Consider the following 20,471-nt stretch of genomic DNA (forward strand, 5'->3'; position numbering starts at 1 on the left):
AACCATGAAAATAATAGGTATAGGAGAAGTTGTTTGGGATTGCTTCCCGGAAGGTAAGAGACTTGGCGGAGCGCCTATCAATTTCTGTTTTTTTGCGAAGGAATTGGGAGCAGAATCATATCCCGTTACGGCAATAGGTGACGATGAACTCGGCGATGAAACATTTGCGGTGCTTAAAGAGACCGGACTTGATTTAGGATATATTTCCCGTAATATTTTGCCGACAGGTAAAGTGCTTGTGTCGTTGAATGAGGCCGGTGTACCGCAATATGACATTGTTGAGAATGTTGCTTGGGATGCTATCGAGTGTAGTCCTGCGACCATGAAATTTGTCGGCGATGCAGATGCTGTTTGTTGGGGCTCTTTGGCACAGCGAAGCGAAAAGTCACGTGCTGCAATCTTGAGGCTCATAGATGCCGTGCCGGATACCTCTTTGAAGGTGTTCGATATTAATATCAGGCAACATTTTTATTCGACAGACTTGATTGTGGAATCCTTGCAAAAAGCAAATGTCCTCAAATTGAATGAGGACGAATTGCCGTTATTGATCTCTCTTCTTTCCCTTTCTACTGATTTTGTGGAAGCTATCGCAGAACTCATTGCTCGTTTTTCGCTCAAGTATGTTATATTCACACAGGGGGCAGTACGTAGTGGCATATATGATGTAAGTGGGGAAATTTCATCCATAGATACACCTAAAGTCGAGGTGGCCGATACTGTAGGTGCAGGCGACTCGTTTACTGCTACCTTTGTTGTGAACATACTTAGAGGGGCGTCGGTTGCTGAATCACACCGCAAAGCGGTGGATGTATCGGCATATACTTGTACACAAAGAGGGGCAATTAACCCGTTGCCGGATAGTAAAAAGTAATCTTTAAACGAAGTCTGGTGGGAAACCTTTATGCCCGGAAAAGTTAGATGAATCACGGAAAGCTGTCGCTCAAAAAGCGGCTTATGCTACCGTGAAGCATCTGTTCCGGGTAGCTGATTATTCTTCGATAAAATTCTTAAAGTCACTCCAAAAGGGTGATAATCGATATGCTGTAATAGATCCTTTGGGAACATATATTTTACAAATGGATTTATCTTTTATATTTAGGGTACTTGAATCCTTTATAATTGGTGGTGTGACTCTTTTTACGTGTATTTCCACTATGGGACAATATTTAAAAGCTGACGATTGGATTTCACTAACACTGTTGGGAATTTCCACATATTCTAAGGATTCGCAATTTCCGAAAGCATTTGCTTCAATTTTAGTAGGTCCTTCCGGTATTATTATTTTTTTTACTTTTCTACTATAATTCAAAAATTGTACACTGATAGTAGACAAGTTTGGCGATAGCTCAACTTCATCAAAACTTGTATATTGGAATACACCTTGTTCGGTAAAAGTTACTGTAGTAGGTATAGTTAGTTTCCCTTTCATGAATGTAGAACCGAATGCAAAAAAATCGATTCTGGTTAGCCCTTCCGGGAGTTTTATAGTATTAAGATTTATAGCTCCATTAAAAGCAAGTCTCTTTATAATTTTTACTGTAGAAGGCAGGGACACTTCTTTCAAGTTACGACATGATGAAAAGGTATATGCCGGTATGACTGTTAGTTCCTTAGGTAGTTTTACTTCCTCTAATATTGAATTCTCAAAGTTGCGTTCAAGTAATTCATCGGAGTTGAAGGTTAAATCATTGGTTTTAAACTCATGTATCTTGGTGTCATTTATATCTAAGGTAATAAGTTGACTCATTTCTTTTAAAGTCATTAAATCCCTGGCATCAAGATTTCCGGTGAGTGTTAAATCTGTGATGGTTGTTTTATTTGTTTCTAAGATACTTTCTAGACTTCCGGGTATTTCTATGTTATAACTGGCTTTAATGATTTTGCGAGTAATGGTAAGTTCACAACTAGCTTTTGCTTTTGATTCCTTTAGTTGTGCTGTGATGGTTGCATTCCCTTCTTTAACTGCAGTAATGTTTCCATTATATACTGTTGCAATTTTGTCATCTGACGATGTCCATATTATATCTTTGTATGTTGCGTTGTCCGGTTCGATAACAGCAGATAACTGATGGGTTTCTCCAGCAATTAATTTAACTGCGTTTTCTGATAATTTGATAGATGTAACTTCAATCGGAATAACATTTACCTGACAGGTGGAGAGAGGACCGAAATCTTTGGCTTTAGCAGTAATAATAGTAACACCGATAGACAGTGCTTTAATTTCTCCGTGGGCATTAATTGTGGCAACGTCTTTATTGGAGGATGTCCAAATATATTCAGGAACGGGCAAGTCTTCTGGAGAGTGTTTTATGGTAAGCGTGTGACTATCACCAATATTTAAAGTTACTTCTTCTTCGGTAATTTTTATTGCATCAATCGTTTGTTGTATAATTTTATCTTCTATGTCATTCTTGTCACTACAACTATTTATGAACAATGTTAAAACTAGTACGGAGAGTAAATTTAATGATTTCATATTAAAATTATGTTTGTTTTGTTGCTCTGTTGATAAAGCATTAAAATTATTTTGTTGCAAAGATAGATATAATGTGTAAGTCTCGAAAGCTTTTAATCGCATTTTTATGAATAACTCCGATTTAATAGTTATTTTTGCAGATATAGTCAAGGCTATGTTCATTACAGAAAACTAGAATGAGCCGGAGTTGCTTGTATATCTCATTGAATAATAATTTTACGAAATAAAGGAATCTATGTTGAAAATATTAGTAACCTACGCCGTACAAGGCGAATTTGTAGAGATTAAATGGCCGGATATAGAACCTTACTACGTTCGTACAGGCATTGGTAAAGTGAAATCAGCCTTTCATCTGGCAGAAGCAATCCGCCAGGTACAACCGGATTTGGTGCTCAATATCGGAAGTGCCGGAACAGTCAACCATCAGGTAGGAGACATCTTTGTATGCCGCAAGTTCGTAGACCGTGATATGCAGAAAATGAAAGAGTTCGGATTGGAGTGTGAGATCGATTCATCAGCTTTGCTCGAAGAAAAAGGTTATTGCACGCATTGGACGGAACATGGAATCTGCAATACAGGAGATGGCTTCCTCACCGAGTTGACCCACGTTAGCGGAGATGTTGTAGATATGGAAGCATACGCACAGGCATTTGTCTGCCGTTCAAAAGAAATCCCGTTTATTTCCGTGAAATACGTGACTGACATAATTGGGCAGAACTCCGTGAAACATTGGGAAGATAAACTAGCCGATGCCCGGCAGGGACTATCACACTATTTCAATGTCTTGAAAGAAAGAATATGATAAGTGACTCCTGCGGCTATCAATCCCAGAAGAATCTTTACCCATATAAAAGGAATCAGGAAGAAAATGCAATAAAGCATCGTTCCCCACATTAATACGAGGGAAATTATTTTGGCGCGGAGAGGAATCGCCTTGTTTTCGCGGAAATTGCGGATATAAGGACCGAAGTGCCGATGATTGAGCAGCCAGTTATATAATCGGGGTGACCCTTTGAAATAAAGGGCGGCGGTGAGCAATAAAAAAGGGGTAGTGGGCAGTAGCGGCAGAAAGATGCCGAGAATGCCGAGCGCAAGGGAAATACTACCTAAAACAATATAAAGAGTTTTCATGCGGCAAAGATAGTGCAAAAAAAGGGAAAAAATAACACTCTTTGCTGAATGAAAACTCTATTTTGTATTACCTTTGCCGTTGCATCGAGGTGACATTAGATGCGTGTAACTATTAAAATACATACACTCATGTTTACAGTAATCAAACGCATGGAGATCTCGGCTTCTCATAAGCTGGTACTCCCGTATCGCAGTAAATGCGCCAGTTTACACGGTCACAACTGGATTATCACCGTCTATTGCCGTTCCGCACGGCTCAACTCCGAAGGGATGGTGGTAGATTTCACCCGCATCAAAGAAGTGGTCACGGAGAAACTCGACCATCAAAATCTGAATGAAGTACTTCCATTCAATCCCACAGCGGAGAATATCGCCCGGTGGGTATGCAAACAGATTCCTCAATGTTATAAAGTAGAAGTGCAGGAATCGGAAGGAAACATTGTCATCTATGAGAAAGATTCCAGCGGCGCAGAAGGACAAGAGTAGCAAACCAAACAAATTTTGATGATGAGAAAGATTAATGAAATCTTTTACAGTTTGCAGGGCGAAGGCTACCACACCGGAACCCCGGCCATCTTCGTACGTTTTTCCGGCTGCAACCTGAAATGTGACTTTTGCGACACACAACACGAAGAAGGAAAAATGATGACCGACGATGAAATTATCGCCGAAGTGAAAAAATATCCTGCCGTCACCGTTGTCCTCACAGGTGGCGAACCTTCCTTATGGATAGACGATGAATTGATCGACCGTTTGCACCAGGCAGGTAAATATGTGACTATCGAAACCAACGGTACACGCCCCCTGCCGGCAGCTATCGACTGGGTGACCTGCTCCCCCAAACAAGGGGTGAAACTTGCCATCGACCGGATGGATGAAGTGAAAGTGGTCTATGAAGGACAAGATATAAGTATTTTTGAACTACTTCCTGCCGAACATTTTTTCCTCCAGCCTTGTTCTTGTAATAACACTGCTTCAACAGTGGATTGTGTAATGCGACATCCCAAATGGAGACTCAGCCTGCAAACACACAAATTAATCGACATCCGTTGAACAAAATAGACGGGTGATACGGAAGAAGCTTAAATTATTACAAAATATAGTATGAAAGTAGGTTTGTTTATTCCTTGTTATATTAATGCTATTTACCCCAATGTGGGAGTGGCATCGTATAGACTGTTGAAAAGTTTGGGAGTAGACGTCGATTATCCGTTGGATCAGACTTGTTGCGGACAACCGATGGCAAATGCCGGTTTTGAAGATGAATCGATGAAATTGGCACTCCGTTTTGACGATTTATTCCGGAAGTACGATTACATCGTCGGTCCTTCCGCCAGTTGTGTGGCTTTTGTGAAAGAAAATCATCCGGGCATCTTGGAGAAAGAAGGACATGTTTGTCAGAGTGCGGGAAAGATTTATGATATTTGTGAGTTCATTCACGATGTCTTGAAACCTTCCAAAATTCCTGCACGCTTTCCTCATAAAGTCAGTATTCATAATAGCTGTCATGGGGTGCGCGAACTGTTGATTTCCGCTCCCACCGAACTGAACATTCCTTATTACAATAAATTGCGTGACCTGCTCGATCTGGTAGAAGGTATCGAAGTATTCGAGCCCAGCCATATTGACGAGTGTTGCGGCTTTGGCGGAATGTTTGCTGTGGAAGAACAGGCAGTCTCCGTTTGCATGGGGCGTGATAAGGTAAAAGATCACATGGCTACCGGAGCCGAGTATATTGTCGGAGCGGACAGTTCCTGCCTGATGCACATGCAAGGTGTCATCAAACGGGAGCATCTGCCTATTAAGATTATCCATATTGTAGAAATTCTAGCGTCACAATCATGAGTACAAAACATTCAAAGGCTGCCGAAAAGTTCTTGCAGGACAGCAAGATGGCAGCATGGCATAATGAAACCCTTTGGATGGTCCGTGCCAAAAGGGATAAGATGAGCAAGGAAGTTCCCGAATGGGAAGAGTTGCGCAACAAGGCTTGCGAGCTGAAACTATACTCCAACAGTCACCTCGAAGAACTTCTGTTGGAGTTTGAGAAGAATGCTACCGCCAACGGTGCCATTGTGCATTGGGCAAAAGATGCCGATGAATACTGCGCCATTGTCTACGAGATACTGAATGAGCATAACGTCCACCATTTCATCAAGAGCAAATCCATGCTCGCCGAAGAGTGTGGATTGAATCCTTTTCTGATGGAGCGGGGGATCGATGTCGTAGAGTCCGATTTGGGCGAACGCATCCTGCAACTGATGCATCTCGAACCGAGCCACATCGTATTGCCTGCCATCCACATCAAACGGGAACAGGTAGGCGAACTATTCGAAAAGGAGATGGGCACGGAAAAGGGAAACTTTGACCCTACCTACCTGACTCATGCCGCACGTAAGAACCTGCGCCATCTTTTCTTGAATGCTGAGGCTGCCATGACAGGCGCCAACTTTGCCGTCGCTTCAACCGGTGACATTGTGGTCTGCACCAATGAAGGAAATGCCGATATGGGTACCTCATACCCGAAACTGAACATTGCCGCTTTCGGTATGGAAAAGATCGTCCCGGATTTGGACGCGTTAGGTGTGTTCACCCGGTTACTCGCCCGTTCGGCTACCGGACAACCGGTGACAACATATACTTCTCATTACCGCCGTCCCCGCGAAGGCGGTGAATACCATATTATCATCGTAGACAACGGCCGGAGTGCCTTACTATCCAAGCCCGATCATATCAAGACATTGAACTGTATTCGTTGTGGTGCGTGCATGAATACCTGCCCGGTGTACCGCCGGAGTGGAGGTTACTCTTATACGTACTTCATCCCCGGACCTATTGGTATCAACTTGGGTATGGCTCACGCTCCGGAGAAGTATTATGATAATCTTTCAGCTTGTTCTCTGTGTATGTCCTGTTCCGATGTTTGTCCGGTGAAAGTAGATTTGGCCGAACAGATCTACAAGTGGCGTCAGGATTTGGATGGACTGGGGAAAGCCAATACGGGAAAGAAGATCATGTCCGGTGGTATGAAATTCCTGATGGAGCGTCCGGCATTGTTCAACGCAGCCTTGTGGGCAGCCCCGGTGGTAAATGGTCTGCCTCGTTTCATGAAATACAACGATCTTGATGATTGGGGAAAGGGGCGTGAACTGCCGGAATTTGCCAGCGAGTCGTTCAATGAAATGTGGAAGAAAAACAAAGTACAGGGAAAGGAGGAATCCAAATGAGCAGTAGAGAAGATATATTAGCCAGCATCCGCAAGAATACGCAGAAACGTTATGATAAACCGGATATTGCGGATATGAAACGATTGTCATATCCTGACAAGATAGAACAGTTCTGTGCAATCAGCCGTGCAGTGGGTGGTACGGCAGTTGTATTGGGCGAAGGGGAAGATGTGAATGCGGTCATACGCCGGACTTATCCGGAAGCCATGCGTATTGCTTCCGTATTGCCGGATATTTCCTGCGCTACGTTCAATCCCGATAATTTGGATGATCCGAAAGAGTTGGACGGCACAGATGTTGCCGTAGTGAAAGGAGAAATCGGAGTGGCCGAAAACGGAGCCATCTGGATACCGCAGACAGTGAAATATAAAGCGATCTATTTTATTTCGGAGAAGTTGGTCATTCTGCTCGACCGGAATAAAATTGTAGATACCATGTATGACGCCTATCGGAAACTGGACGGACAGGAATATCAGTTCGGAACGTTTATCTCCGGTCCTTCAAAGACAGCTGATATTGAGCAGGCTTTAGTGATGGGAGCGCATGGGGCACGAGACGTGTTAGTGATATTAACGTAATGTTTCCCTGTTGATTATTCTAAAATAAATTTGGTTTCAAAACAATGGAGTTTTATATTTGTTAGTACAAACGAAATGGAGACTCCGTTGACGCTGTAAAAACAGAGGCTCTATTGGTAGGAAATAGAGGCTCTGTTTCTGTTTGTCCATAGTAGATAAACGAGTTTGTAGAATAAGAGTAGTAAAATGTTTAATAATAAATCGTATGTATGCCAATAAAGTAAAGAAAATAGCCGCCGTCCATGACCTTTCGGGAATGGGGCGCGTATCTCTGACCGTCGTCATTCCTATTCTTTCATCCATGGGTTTTCAGGTCTGTCCGCTTCCTACGGCTGTATTATCCAATCATACGCAATATCCCGGTTTCTCCTTTCTCGACCTGACGGACGAAATGCCGAAGATTATTGCCCAATGGAAGAAGCTGGAGGTAGAATTCGACGCTATCTATACCGGCTACTTGGGTTCTCCGAGACAAATTCAGATTGTTTCTGATTTTATCAGGGATTTTCGTCGACCGGATAGTTTGATCGTTGCCGATCCGGTGTTGGGAGATAACGGACGATTATACACCAACTTTGATGGAGAGATGATAAAAGAGATGCGCCACTTAATCACGAAAGCAGATGTGATTACCCCCAATCTGACGGAACTGTTTTATTTATTGGATAAACCTTATAAAGCAGATAACACGGATGAAGAGCTGAAAGAATATCTTCGTCTTTTGTCCGACAAAGGTCCGCAAGTGGTTATCATCACCAGTGTTCCTGTACATGATGAGCCTCATAAAACGTCTGTCTATGCTTATAACCGTCAGGGAGATCGCTACTGGAAAGTGACTTGCCCTTATCTGCCCGCACATTATCCCGGCACGGGAGATACTTTCACCAGTGTCATCACCGGTTCTTTGATGCAGGGAGACAGTCTTCCGATGGCGTTGGACCGTGCCACACAATTTATCCTGCAAGGAATCCGTGCCACTTTTGGATATGAATATGATAACCGCGAGGGCATTCTATTGGAGAAAGTGCTTCATAATTTGGATATGCCAATACAGATGGCTAGTTATGAATTAATATAAAAGATCAAGAGTCTCCACAGCAAAGAAAAAAAAATCACACTGTAAAGATAAAGAATAAGGGGCAACTCCTTTAACATTTACAAGCTTTTGTGTTTCAAATATTTCCATTAATTTTACCGGCATTAAAAAATGGAATAATTATATCTGACTAATGACTCAAACACTAAAAACGTCCGAACGTCTTGGAGTAGTGGATGCTCTGCGCGGATTTGCCCTTTTGGCAATTGTATTATTACATAATTTGGAGCATTATAATCTGTTCTTAGTACCGGAGAATGTGCCTGCATGGTTACAAACGATTGATAAATATGCATGGGACATCCTGTTTTTCCTGTTTGCAGGAAAGGCGTATGCTACTTTCTCTTTGTTGTTTGGTTTTAGCTTTTATATTCAGTTTCACAATGCGGAGAAGCGTGGTACAGACTTCCGCGGACGATTTGCCTGGCGGATGTGTTTGCTTTTCCTGTTTGCGCAGTTACATGCCTTATTCTATAACGGGGATATTCTTTTACTCTATGCAGTAGTGGGTTTTGTGTTGATACCCGTGTGCAAGTTAAAGGACAAAACGGTCTTTTGGATTGCCCTGATTCTGCTTCTTCAGCCTTATGAGTGGGGACGTGCCATTTATGCGATGATAAATCCCGACTACGTAGTAGCAACCGGTCATTATATGCCTTATGCCATACGTGCGCAGGAGGTAACTGCCAATGGTAACTTCTTCGAAGTACTTTGTTCCAACATCTCCGACGGACAATTATACAGCAATATCTGGCAAGTAGAAAATGGTCGTCTGTTTCAGACGGCTGCTCTGTTCATGTTCGGAATGTTGTTGGGACGCCGGAAATATTTAATAAAGAGCGAAGAGTCCGTACGCTTTTGGAAGAAGATGTTGGAAGGTGCTATCCTTGCATTCATTCCTCTCTATTGCTTGAAAACCTTTGTACCGGAATTAATCACTAATCCATCTGTGCGAATATCTTATAAGATAGCAGTTCCATCCTATGCCAATTTTGCGTTTATGATTATTCTGGTTGCTATCTTCACCTTGCTTTGGTTTAAGAAAGAGAAAGGATATAGCTGGCAAAGTCTGCTAATTCCTTATGGGCGTATGAGTCTGACAAACTACATCTCTCAATCTATCATGGGAGTCACTATCTATTATGGATTCGGATTAGCCATGTACAAATACGCCGGAGCAACGGCAAGCCTGCTTATCGCACTGCTAATCTTCACTGTTCAGCTGATATTCAGCCGTTGGTGGCTTGCCCGTCATAGACAGGGACCACTCGAATTCTTATGGCGTAAGGGTACTTGGATTTAGTGACTTCCCACTATTCGAATTTGACAGTAACTTCCACCATTTTGTTGCCGTAAATCCAGTCCGGACCTTCCTGAATCAGACGGATTGCTTCTTTATCGGCAGATTCGCAAAGACTCCCTTTTACTTTGATGTAGAAGGGACGTCCTTCCTTGTTGACAAAGAAAGTTAATACAACTTTCCCTTTCACTTGTGCGCACTTTTCATCCGTCGGACGAACGAGATTCTCTTTCAGGTACTTCTGATACTTGCGTTTGCCAATGACAGGTTGCGGAGTAATCTCTTTCTTTGTCTGTTCCTTAACCGTCACAACATTTCCGGCAGCGGTTGACTCCTTGTTTTTCTTGGTTCCGTATCCCACTACTACCACTTCATTGAGTGCCTGTTTGTTTTCGTTCATGGCAATGAGCATCGTCCGGTTGGTATCTACTTGGATTTCTACCGGATCATATCCGATATACTCCGCTGTTAATCGTTTTTTATCATCCTTTTTGACTAATGAAAATTCTCCATTCATATTTGTGATGGTTCCAATATTCGTTCCTTTGTATGCCACACTGGCTCCGATAAGCGGTTCTCCTTTTTCGTCGGTCACTCTTCCTTTAATCATGTTATTTTGAGGAAGGATAGTCGCTACCTTAGCCATCTTCATTTTCTTATCAGATTCAGATTCGAAAGTATCCATCGTTGCTACTACTTCTTGCGATGCGGCAGTCTCTTCAGAAACAGGAGTTGAATCTTCGGAAACAGGAGTGGAATCCGTTTTTATTTTTGCGGTAGCCAATGCGATTTCCTTTTGTGGAGTTGCCGGAACTGTTGGAGTTGCGGGAATAGCCGGAGTGGGCGGAACTGCGGGTTCAGCCAACTTGGTGGAAACACTTTCTTTGGCGATGAACACTTCATCCGTCATACTCTTTTTCAGGAACAGGAAATAACTACTGATACCGAATCCGATAACCAGACAGGCAGCGATGCTCCAGATGATAGCACGGGTGTTCTTTTTCTTTGCCGAATGAGCTGAAACCTGCATTCGCAGTTTCTCGATCCGTTGTTCGTGATTTCCCTCCACCTGGTTGTAACCATCCATAGCATCGGCCAGAAAAGGATCTTGCATCGACTCTCGTTCCAGTCGGTGTGCCTCTTTTCCTTTGCGGAGTCCTCGTATGTAGTCCAATAGTTTCATAGGGCTTGTTTCTTGATACAAATTTTTAAATTTCGCTTTCCGTTCTGGATATAGCTTTTCACATTGTTCAGAGTAAATCCGGTCTGTTCCACAATGTCGGCATACGACATCTCTTCGAGGAAGAAACGCGTAATACTGGTCCGTTGTTCTTCGGGCAACTTTTCGAGACAGTGATGTAATGCCTTCAGTTGTTCCTCCGAACTTTCCTCTTCACTTAATAGATGCAGAAATTCGTCAGATTCCATAATATTAACCGTATAATCTAATGGAATTTCTTTATTTTCCTTCCGTAAAAGTTGCAGGCAATGATTCTTCGCCACCCGGTAGAGCCATGGCTTGAAAACTTTTATCTCATAATTTCCCAGTTTAGGCAATAAATCTTCAAACAACTGCATGACTGCTTCCTGTGCCCGGTCTTCATCATGCAGGTATTTCAGGCAAAGTCCGTACAGTAACGGGATATATCGGTTATATAGTTCACCGAAATATTCCGTATCGCCGGACTTCGTATAGTGTATCAGTAATTCCTCGTCCGATAGTTTCGATATGTTTCTTTTGAAAAACAACATCTATTCCTCTTCTGCGTCGATAACAACTTGATATTTTTCTTTCATTCTTTCAAAATCACCTGTTATCTGCTCTAATATTTCATGTGTATCCGTATTCTTTACCAAAGCGGGCATACCATAATAGATAGATGCTTTGTATGGCAACAGGATCATCTTTCCTTTGGGTAAAGAGCGTCCCATACCGGTCATGAATACAGGAATATATTTCACTTCAGGCCGTAGCGACAGGATACGGGCAATGCCGGATTTTATTTTTCCCATCTGCTCCGGTTTTCCTCTGGTTCCTTCCGGAAAAAGAATCAGTGAATACCCGGCATCAATGGCTTCAAGCATCTTACGGATCGGATCGTGCTCCGAATCTTTTTCCCCTTTTCTTCTGATAAGAAGCGTATTGATGAAAAAGTTGCTGATGGAAGCCTGAAAGCGGGTTTTCCCGAAATAGTCTTCTGCTGCTACGGGTTTGACTTTCCACAAAAGTTCGCCGGGCAGGGAAGCCAACAGGCTTAGGGTGTCCAGGTGGCTGTTATGGTTGGCAAGGATAATGAATTGCTTTTCTTTTTTAAGGAAGCGGCAATCGGTGAACTGAACCCCTACGATTAATTTCAGGAACCATTGGAAGACACCTTTATATATAATCTGCATGGCAGCAGCTTGCATGAATCTTTTTTCCATTCTCTCCGTTTAATATGCAATGTAATAAACTAAATGAAAAAATACAGGAGCAGTGTAGGACAGCGAATCTATCCGGTCGAATACTCCTCCATGACCGGGAATACTGTTCCCCATATCTTTAATTCCTTTATCTCTCTTGATGGCGGAGATGACCACGTCTCCCGAGAAGCCGGCAATCGCAAGGAGGGTGCTAACCAGAATAACGTTGGGAGCGGAGAGGGGAGTCAGGAAACCGAGGAAGTAACCAATCGCAGTGGTACTGATGACACCACCCAGGAAACCTTCCCACGTCTTGTTCGGACTTACTTTCGGAAGAATCTTATGCCGTCCGAGAAGTTTGCCCCAGATAAATTGCATGATATCATTGATTTCCGTAAGGAATACAAGGAACAACAGCAGGCCCCGTCCTCCGGAACTGAATCCCGGTAGTTCGGGAAGTGACAGGAGATAAGCGAGGTGGCTGATACCGAATACCGAAAGCATCAGAATCCATTGCAACAGTGCCATCGACTTGGTGATTCCGTGTGTATCTCCCTTTAAAACGAGCCGTAAAGGCAATACGAGGAACATGACTACCGGAATGAAGATGATGAATGCGCCATACCAGGCAAGGTAAGCCAGATAATATTGAATGGGGATAGACAGTATGCCCCAAAACAGTGCTCCGCGATCTGCCTCTCTGAATCCCAATACAGAATAAAGTTCTCTGAAAGCAATGAAAGAGAGAAAGGCAAGGAAGAAATAAGAAATGTTATAGCTGATAAATACAGCACCGATAAACATACCCGCCATGATCCACCATGAGCGCGTGCGTGCGGCGAGTTCGCTGATATTTGTTTTCGGAGATATCTTTTTTACAAGGAAAAGAATAAGGCTTGCCGTAACAAGCAATCCGATGATAAGCGAGATGACAATAATCAACTCATCGCTTAATGTAGGGAATATTTTATCCAGTAGATTTTTCATTTTATTTCAGTGTTTGTTGTGTGTGACATGAGGTACAGGCGATGTATCAGTGTCGCGATAAGACCGATGTTGATAATGATTAGAGCGATGAAGCATACCATCCGGTCGTATCCTGAATGGATGGTGCAGGTGGCGACTACAAAGGTCAGTGTCAGCAATGCCATGCGGTGTTGTTTGGCCATCGGACCATTAAAGAAATGCTGATGTGTTTTGTAGGCTCCTATCCAGCGGAAATAAGCTGTCATAACAGCAAGAAGGGCGCCCAGCCATCCCAATTCGACTCCGAATCCACCTGCTACATACCCGACGGGAATGATGAACAATGCATCGGCAAAGCGGTCGGGCATATCATTATAAAGATCTCCGTTGGCACTTTTTTTTCCTCCTTCAATGGCGACCATCCCATCGAACAGGTTGCAGAGCAACCGCGACTGCATACAAACGATGAACAGAATATAGGCTACATATTTATTGAAGCCGGGATAAATAACTGTGCCAATCAGCAGGAGGCAACCTACCATAGCGAAGAATACACTCATCATGGAAATTTGATTGGGAGTGACACCCCAACGAGTTAGTTTGCGGGCAATGTTATTAGCCCAGGCCGTGTTTCGCGAGGCTATTTCCCGCCTTCCGTCGACTTCGTTTTTCATATTTGTGATATGTTTATGATTCGCAAATATACACATCATCTGATGAGTGGCAAAGGAATAAGGGAGAATTTTGAAAGGACTCTTTTTTTCTGCCGGATAAAAAAAGTTCAAGTCATTTATGGAATCAGTGTGAAATCTGCATCTCTATAGTAAAAGCGAACTATTAGTAACATTTTAAATAATGAAGTTATGAAAACAAATCAATTCAGAGCAATGATGCTCGTACTGCTGATGGCAGTTGTTTCTTTAGGTATGGTGAACGCGCAAGCTATTACCGTGTCGGGTACTGTGACGGATGCAAAGGATGGAACTCCGCTTGTCGGCTGTTCGGTACAGATAAAGGGTACTACAAAAGGTACGGTAACGAATACGAATGGTCGGTACACGATACAGGCTAAGAAAGGGGAAACATTGCTGTTCCAGTATATCGGGTATAGGCAAGAGAAAAGGGTGGTGAAATCGGCTACGCTGGATGTGAAGATGAAAGCTGACGAACTGGTATTGGAAGAATGTGTGGTGGTAGGATATGGGCATGAGACAAGGGCTGCAAAATTAATGTCTACTGCTTATATGGCAGTATGTCCGACATCAGGAGTCATGTATGATGCTGCAAATGCGGAAGAATACGGGGAGTTTCAGGAGAACGGTTTCAAGAGTGTGTCGGATGCTCCGCTTTCTACTTTCTCTATTGATGTAGACGCCGCTTCTTATAGTAATATGCGTCGTTTTATAAATAAAGGTGAACTGCCTCCGGTTGATGCTATCCGTACGGAAGAATTGGTGAACTACTTTTCTTATGATTATCCGAAGCCGGCAGGAAATGATCCTGTGAAAATTACGATGGAATCTGGAGCCTGTCCCTGGAATAGCAATCATCGTCTTGTACGTATCGGCCTGAAAGCAAAAGAAATCCCGACGGATAATCTGCCTGCGTCTAATCTGGTATTCCTGATTGACGTCTCCGGTTCTATGTGGGGAGCCAACCGGTTGGATTTGGTGAAGTCATCTCTCAAATTATTGGTGAATAACTTACGTGATAAAGATAAAGTAGCGATTGTGACTTATTCTGGCAGTGCCGGTGTGAAACTGGAAGCAACTCCGGGCAGCGACAAACAGAAGATTCGCGAAGCGATAGATGAATTAACGGCTGGTGGTTCTACGGCAGGTGGCGCAGGTATTTTGCTAGCATATAAAATAGCCAAGAAGAATCTGATCTCTAACGGCAATAACCGTATCATACTTTGCTCCGATGGTGATTTTAATGTGGGCGTTTCTTCCGCTGAAGGATTGGAACAATTGATTGAAAAAGAACGAAAGAGTGGAGTGTTCCTTACCGTACTGGGCTATGGCATGGGTAATTATAAAGATAAGAAGATTCAGGTATTGGCTGAAAAGGGAAATGGCAATCATGCTTATATAGATAACTTGCAGGAAGCCAACCGTGTTTTGGTAGGCGAATTCGGTGCTACGCTGCATACAGTGGCAAAAGACGTCAAACTGCAAGTCGAATTTAATCCTTCCCAAGTGCAGGCATATCGTCTGATTGGTTACGAAAGCCGTCTGTTGAAAGACGAGGATTTTAATAATGACGCTAAAGATGCCGGAGATATGGGTGCGGGACATACGGTGACAGCCTTTTACGAGGTGGTTCCTACAGGAGCAAAGAATGAATATGTGGGTAAAATAGACGACTTGAAATATCAGAAGAAAGAGAAAGTGTCTGTGAAGCCGACAGGCTCTAATGAACTCCTGACTGTGAAGCTGCGTTATAAAGCTCCGGATAAAGATGTCAGCAAGAAAATGGAACTTCCTTTCGTAGATAATAACGGAAATAATGTTTCTTCCGATTTCCGCTTTGCTTCTGCAGTGGCTATGTTCGGACAGCTACTTCGGGAGTCTGACTTTAAAGGAAATGCCAGTTACGACAAAGTGATTGATCTGGCCAAACAGGGACTGAATAACGATGATAAAGGATATAGAAGAGAATTCATTCGTTTGGTTGAGGCTGCTAAAGGATTGGAAAGAACGAATAAGAACTAGGACAGCAGATCACTGATATGAATAAACGTAAAATTCCAGATAGATAATCTTAGAAAATAATAGTGACGGTATATGCTCGGGATAGTGACGCTATCACTGTTGTATACCGTCACTATCTTTGTCGGATACCGTCACTATAATTAATTTCGTCCGAAATTCGTCTGACCTAAAACGAAAAATAGCCATAAACTTTTCGTTTATAGCTATTTAACTCTGCACGGGAGGAGAGGCTCGAACTCCCGACACCCGGTTTTGGAGACCGGTGCTCTACCAACTGAGCTACTCCCGTGTTTGCGGCTGCAAAGGTAGTAGAAACTTCTGAATCTCCAAACATTCGGGTAAATAAGTTTTGAATTATTTTAATTTTTTCCACTCATCGGGCTTAAAACCGACCAGAACGAAGCTGTCTGTCACTACCAATGGGCGTTTTACCAATTTACCGTTCGTTGCCAAGAGTGCTATCTGCTCTTCCTCACTCATTGCAGGTAGTTTCTCGCTTAGTTTCAGCTCTTTATATACTAATCCACTCGTGTTGAAGAATTTCTTCACCGGTAGACCGCTGCGTGGAATCCATGCTTTTAATTCTTCAACCGTAGGATTTTCTTCTACAATTAATCGGTTTGTGAACTCAATGTTATTTTCTGTTAACCATTTCTTGGCTTTCTGGCATGTGCTGCATGCCGGGTACTGCAAAAATAATGTTGCCATATTCATTTATAATTTAATTCTTACTATGTAATACTTAATACTTAAACTTCACCTCAATATTTGCAAATCCTGAAACATAATCCGATAAGCGGCTGCTTTCTTATCCAATGCCAGTGGGTATGCTCTTGATGAGGAAGGCATACGGTAAAGCCGCATGGCGCGTCCTTCGAAAACAAACTCGGAGTAATCGCCTACTTTCGGCTCTTCTATATCGAATTGCTGTCGGAGAGTGTCCGTTGCTTTTTGCCCCGTAGTGACGATGGCTTTGCATTCGGGAAGTTGTAGCAGTAATGCTGCTACATCGGTAGCCTCCACTACTTCGAGAAACTTATCCGATGCGTTATCCTGCAACCGGCGGATGGATGAAGCGGTATCGAACAGGGCAATTCCCTTTTCGTTCAAAAAGTCTATGATTTGCTCACGACAGAACGATTTTAGTGTCGAATTCAGAAAGTGATTCTTATCATTAAAGAATAAGATTCCGTATATACGCCACATATCATTGTTTAGGTTCGGATAATAAAAGTCCATCGACCAACGTTTTTTCTGTGGCGGAAAACTTCCCAGCATAAGTAGCTTTGATTTCGCTGGGAGAAATGGTGCTAACGGATGTGTTTCGATTTCCATATTTCTTTCATTTTTAATTTAGCACAAAAATAGTGATAATGTTTATTTCCCTCAAAATCAATGAGAAAAAATGCTAGATTTAAAATATTTAGTTATTTTTGCGGCATAATGAACAAACAATATTTTATTATATCATTGAAAAAAGAAATTTTAGTAAGTTGTTTCTTGATGAGCTTGTTTTTCCTAGAGGGTGGGAATTGTTATGCTTCGGAGCAACAGGTGTTAAGAGGGACAGTAGAAGCTCTTTCTGACAATTATACCGTGAGAGGGCGTGTTATTGATATCTATGGTGAACCACTAATCGGTGCTACAATACGAGAAAAGGGGGGAGCTAATGGTACTGTGACCGATATTGATGGACGATTCTTTTTATCTGTTCCGGATAGTGCTGTCTTGCAGGTTTCTTTTGTAGGTTACAAGACTTTAGAAGTCAATGTGACAGGTCGGACTATGCTTGAAATACGTCTTCAGGAAGACGCGGTGATGCTTGATCATGTCATCGTAACAGCCTTGGGACTTGAGAAGGATGAAGCTACATTGGCTTATTCTGCGCAGAAAATCAAGGGAGAGGAACTGAATCGTGTGAAAGAAATAAATATGATTACTGCGCTGGCAGGAAAAGCTGCCGGTGTACAAATCAATAAGAACTCTTCCGGTATGGGAGGGTCTGCAAAAGTCAGTCTCCGGGGAATCCGTTCGGTGTCCGGTGATAATCAACCGCTTTATGTGATAGACGGAGTGCCGATGTCGAATACCTCTTCCGAGCAGGCTTATTCGGCTATTGGAGGTACGGCGAATGCCGGCAACCGTGACGGAGGAGATGGGATTTCTAATCTAAATCCGGAAGATGTGGAAAGCATCAGTATCCTGAAAGGTGCTCCAGCAGCAGCTTTATATGGCAGCATGGCTGCTAACGGGGTCATTCTTATCACTACTAAAAAAGGAAATTCTGTCGGGCAAAGGAATATTAATTTCTCTACGGGACTAACTTTCGAGAAAGCATTCAGCCTGCCTGAAATGCAGAACCGTTATGGTGTCAGTGATGTGGTGGACAGCTGGGGTGAGAAAGAGAATCTGACGCTTCATGATAATCTGAATGATTTTTTCCGTACCGGATTGACCTCAATGACTTCTGTATCCGTCAGCTATGGAAATGAAACTCTGCAAACTTATTTCTCCTATGCCAACACCACCGGGAAGGGGATTATGGATAAGAATAAGCTGAAGAAGCATAATATAAACCTACGCGAAACGGCTACCATGTTCAACAAACGTTTGAAACTGGATGGTAATGTGAATGTAATGAAACAAACTGTCGAAAATAAGCCGGTATCGGGAGGCTTTTATATGAATCCGTTGGTAGGGCTTTATCGTTTTCCTCGTGGTGAGAATCTGTCTTATTATAAAGATCATTTTGAAACTTATGACGAAGAGCGGAATTTGAATGTGCAGAACTGGCATACGTTTACTGAAGATTTCGAACAGAATCCATATTGGATAGTGAATCGTATACAAAGTAAAGAAACACGTACGCGCGTTATCCTTTCCCTTTCGGCAAACTTTAAGATAAATGATTGGTTGACGATTCAAGCTCGTGGCAACATGGACTACTGGGCTGACAAGTTGCGTCAGAAATTCTATGCGTCTACCGCTACTGCCCTGTGTGGAGTGAACGGCCGATATATTGAAATGGATTATCAGGAAACACAGATGTATGGTGATGTGATGGCGATGTTTAAGAAAACCTGGGGAGATTTTACACTGGATGCGGCTATTGGCGGTAGTATAAATGACCGAATCAGAAATTCGACCCGTTATGATTCCAAAAATGCTTCTCTGAAGTTTGCTAATGTATTTAATATTGCCAATATCATCATGAACAGTTCTGCCAGTATTGATCAGAAAATAGATGAGCATCGTCAGTTGCAATCTATTTTCGGTACAGCACAGATTGGCTACAAGGAAAAATTATTTCTTGATTTGACAGCTCGTAATGACTGGGCATCAACCTTGGCTTATACTGAACATGAGAAAGCGGGATTTGCTTATCCTTCCGTTGGTCTTTCCATATTGCTTGATAAATGGGTGAAGCTGCCCGAATGGATTTCTTTTGCGAAACTGCGTGGTGCCTATAGTAAAGTGGGGAACGATATTCCTGTATTTGTCACTAATTCCACTTCTCATATCGGTGCCGGTGGCGAGATGCAGGCGAATGATGCCGCTCCTTTCAAAGATATGGAGCCGGAAATGACTCATGCCATGGAATTCGGAACGGAATGGAGATTCTTCCAACATCGGTTAAGAATCAATCTGACTTATTATCGTACCAATACTTATAATCAGTTTTTCAAACTTCCTGCACTTGCAGGTGATAAGTTTGCTTACCGATATGTAAATGCCGGGAATATTCAGAACCGTGGATGGGAAGTGACACTGAACGGAACTCCGATACTGACTTCTGATTTCACTTGGAAAACTTCCATTAATTTTTCTGCTAACAAGAATAAGATTGTGAAGCTGCACGACGAATTGAAAGAATTAGTCTACGGGCCTACGAGCTTTTCTTCCAGTTATGCAATGAAATTGGTGAAAGATGGTTCTATCGGTGATATCTATGGTAAAGCTTTTGTACGTGATGCCGCAGGAAATATTGTTTATGAAACAGAAGGAGATTACAAAGGACTTCCATTGGTGGAAGGTGACGGAAACACAGTGAAAGTAGGAAATGCCAATCCTGTCTTTATGATGGGATGGGATCACACATTCTCTTACAAAGGATTCAGCCTTTATTTCCTGCTTGACTGGCGTTACGGAGGCAAAGTCCTTTCGCAGACACAGGCGGAAATGGATCTCTATGGCGTATCGGAAATTACGGCTGATGCGCGTGACAGAGGATATGTAATGCTTGAAGGTCAGCAGATCGATAATGTGAAAGGATTCTATAAAAATGTAGTGGGCGGGCGTGCCGGAGTGACAGAATATTATATGTATGATGCTACTAATTTACGGTTGCGCGAAGTATCGTTGAGCTATAATTTCTCAAAGAAGTGGATACAGAAAACGAAGGTTTTGAAAGACGTGCAGCTTTCGTTTGTGGCACGCAATCTATGTTTCTTATATAAGAAAGCTCCTTTTGATCCGGATTTGGTACTTTCCACCGGGAATGATAACCAAGGTATTGAAGTATTCGGAATGCCTACAACCCGTAGTTTGGGCTTTACTCTGAAATGTGAATTTTAAAGGTA

20 protein-coding genes and 1 tRNA gene are annotated in these 20,471 nt (G+C 42.7%); 11 read left to right on the forward strand and 10 right to left on the reverse strand.

Annotated elements, in window-relative coordinates; genetic code table 11:
• Positions 1–4: 4 nt before the first annotated feature.
• A complete protein-coding gene (locus GD631_RS10970) occupies positions 5–871 on the forward strand; it encodes a carbohydrate kinase family protein (protein WP_143258234.1) in 867 nt (288 codons plus the stop codon).
• A gap of 117 nt (positions 872–988) precedes the next feature.
• Here the strand turns inward: GD631_RS10970 and GD631_RS10975 are convergent, their stop codons facing one another.
• Complete coding sequence (locus GD631_RS10975) at positions 989–2,476, reverse strand: leucine-rich repeat protein (RefSeq protein WP_185911440.1); 1,488 nt, start codon at positions 2,474–2,476, stop codon at positions 989–991.
• 235 nt (positions 2,477–2,711) lie between these two features.
• On the opposite strand from GD631_RS10975, the gene GD631_RS10980 reads away from it, so the two are divergent.
• The gene (locus GD631_RS10980) at positions 2,712–3,278 is read left to right on the forward strand and encodes a 5'-methylthioadenosine/S-adenosylhomocysteine nucleosidase family protein (RefSeq protein ID WP_143258236.1); all 567 of its coding nucleotides are present in this window, start codon (positions 2,712–2,714) and stop codon (positions 3,276–3,278) included.
• Here GD631_RS10980 and GD631_RS10985 read toward each other — a convergent pair.
• Positions 3,248–3,607: a YbaN family protein gene (locus GD631_RS10985; RefSeq protein ID WP_004304786.1), complete on the reverse strand. Its 360-nt coding sequence runs from the start codon at positions 3,605–3,607 to the stop codon at positions 3,248–3,250. The two genes, GD631_RS10980 and GD631_RS10985, sit on opposite strands and share 31 nt — an antisense overlap.
• Positions 3,608–3,736: 129 nt before the next feature.
• Here GD631_RS10985 and GD631_RS10990 point away from each other — a divergent pair, with 129 nt between their 5' ends.
• From GD631_RS10990 to GD631_RS11020, 7 genes are all read left to right on the forward strand, one after another.
• On the forward strand, positions 3,737–4,093 hold the full coding sequence (locus GD631_RS10990; protein ID WP_143258237.1) for a 6-pyruvoyl trahydropterin synthase family protein: 357 nt from the start codon (positions 3,737–3,739) through the stop codon (positions 4,091–4,093).
• Positions 4,094–4,114: 21 nt separating this feature from the next.
• The gene (locus GD631_RS10995) at positions 4,115–4,660 is read left to right on the forward strand and encodes a 7-carboxy-7-deazaguanine synthase QueE (protein WP_004304788.1); all 546 of its coding nucleotides are present in this window, start codon (positions 4,115–4,117) and stop codon (positions 4,658–4,660) included.
• Between the two features lie 51 nt (positions 4,661–4,711).
• Positions 4,712–5,452, forward strand: coding sequence for a (Fe-S)-binding protein (locus tag GD631_RS11000; protein ID WP_143258238.1), 741 nt, complete (start codon positions 4,712–4,714; stop codon positions 5,450–5,452).
• Positions 5,449–6,834, forward strand: a complete 1,386-nt coding sequence (locus GD631_RS11005) for a lactate utilization protein B (protein WP_004304790.1) — start codon at positions 5,449–5,451, stop codon at positions 6,832–6,834. Before GD631_RS11000 ends, GD631_RS11005 begins: the two co-directional genes overlap by 4 nt.
• Positions 6,831–7,412 carry a LutC/YkgG family protein gene (locus GD631_RS11010; protein WP_143258239.1) on the forward strand — a complete coding sequence of 194 codons (582 nt, stop codon included), beginning with the start codon at positions 6,831–6,833 and terminating at the stop codon, positions 7,410–7,412. Before GD631_RS11005 ends, GD631_RS11010 begins: the two co-directional genes overlap by 4 nt.
• A 205-nt stretch (positions 7,413–7,617) precedes the next feature.
• On the forward strand, positions 7,618–8,490 hold the full coding sequence (locus tag GD631_RS11015; RefSeq protein WP_143258242.1) for a pyridoxamine kinase: 873 nt from the start codon (positions 7,618–7,620) through the stop codon (positions 8,488–8,490).
• Positions 8,491–8,641: 151 nt separating this feature from the next.
• Positions 8,642–9,811, forward strand: coding sequence for a DUF418 domain-containing protein (locus GD631_RS11020; protein WP_143258243.1), 1,170 nt, complete (start codon positions 8,642–8,644; stop codon positions 9,809–9,811).
• 10 nt (positions 9,812–9,821) lie between these two features.
• Here GD631_RS11020 and GD631_RS11025 read toward each other — a convergent pair whose 3' ends face one another.
• From GD631_RS11025 to GD631_RS11045, 5 genes are read right to left on the reverse strand one after another with little or no spacing between them, the layout of a single operon-like run.
• Positions 9,822–10,991 (reverse strand): carboxypeptidase-like regulatory domain-containing protein, encoded by a 1,170-nt coding sequence (locus tag GD631_RS11025; protein WP_143258245.1) that lies wholly within the window; start codon positions 10,989–10,991, stop codon positions 9,822–9,824.
• Entirely contained in the window at positions 10,988–11,560 is a 573-nt protein-coding gene (locus GD631_RS11030) for an RNA polymerase sigma factor (RefSeq protein WP_004325078.1), read from the reverse strand. The genes GD631_RS11025 and GD631_RS11030 overlap by 4 nt, the downstream gene beginning before the upstream one ends.
• Complete coding sequence (locus GD631_RS11035) at positions 11,561–12,217, reverse strand: lysophospholipid acyltransferase family protein (RefSeq protein ID WP_185911641.1); 657 nt, start codon at positions 12,215–12,217, stop codon at positions 11,561–11,563. It abuts the gene before it with no gap.
• Positions 12,218–12,241: 24 nt separating this feature from the next.
• Positions 12,242–13,198 (reverse strand): phosphatidate cytidylyltransferase, encoded by a 957-nt coding sequence (locus tag GD631_RS11040; protein ID WP_143258256.1) that lies wholly within the window; start codon positions 13,196–13,198, stop codon positions 12,242–12,244.
• Positions 13,195–13,851, reverse strand: coding sequence for a CDP-alcohol phosphatidyltransferase family protein (locus GD631_RS11045; protein WP_004325081.1), 657 nt, complete (start codon positions 13,849–13,851; stop codon positions 13,195–13,197). The genes GD631_RS11040 and GD631_RS11045 overlap by 4 nt, the downstream gene beginning before the upstream one ends.
• Before the next feature lie 189 nt (positions 13,852–14,040).
• Between GD631_RS11045 and GD631_RS11050 the strand changes: the two genes are divergently transcribed.
• The gene (locus GD631_RS11050) at positions 14,041–15,891 is read left to right on the forward strand and encodes a vWA domain-containing protein (protein ID WP_143258258.1); all 1,851 of its coding nucleotides are present in this window, start codon (positions 14,041–14,043) and stop codon (positions 15,889–15,891) included.
• Positions 15,892–16,107: 216 nt separating this feature from the next.
• Here the strand turns inward: GD631_RS11050 and GD631_RS11055 are convergent.
• From GD631_RS11055 to GD631_RS11065, 3 genes are all read right to left on the reverse strand, one after another.
• A tRNA-Trp gene (locus tag GD631_RS11055) sits at positions 16,108–16,180 on the reverse strand.
• Between the two features lie 65 nt (positions 16,181–16,245).
• On the reverse strand, positions 16,246–16,599 hold the full coding sequence (locus GD631_RS11060; protein WP_143258262.1) for an arsenate reductase family protein: 354 nt from the start codon (positions 16,597–16,599) through the stop codon (positions 16,246–16,248).
• A gap of 48 nt (positions 16,600–16,647) precedes the next feature.
• A complete protein-coding gene (locus GD631_RS11065) occupies positions 16,648–17,226 on the reverse strand; it encodes a uracil-DNA glycosylase family protein (protein ID WP_143258266.1) in 579 nt (192 codons plus the stop codon).
• A 108-nt stretch (positions 17,227–17,334) separates the two neighbouring features.
• Here GD631_RS11065 and GD631_RS11070 point away from each other — a divergent pair, with 108 nt between their 5' ends.
• Entirely contained in the window at positions 17,335–20,466 is a 3,132-nt protein-coding gene (locus tag GD631_RS11070) for a SusC/RagA family TonB-linked outer membrane protein (RefSeq protein WP_185911441.1), read from the forward strand.
• Positions 20,467–20,471: the final 5 nt, after the last annotated feature.

The organism is Bacteroides luhongzhouii, from assembly GCF_009193295.2.
Lineage (GTDB): Bacteria > Bacteroidota > Bacteroidia > Bacteroidales > Bacteroidaceae > Bacteroides > Bacteroides luhongzhouii.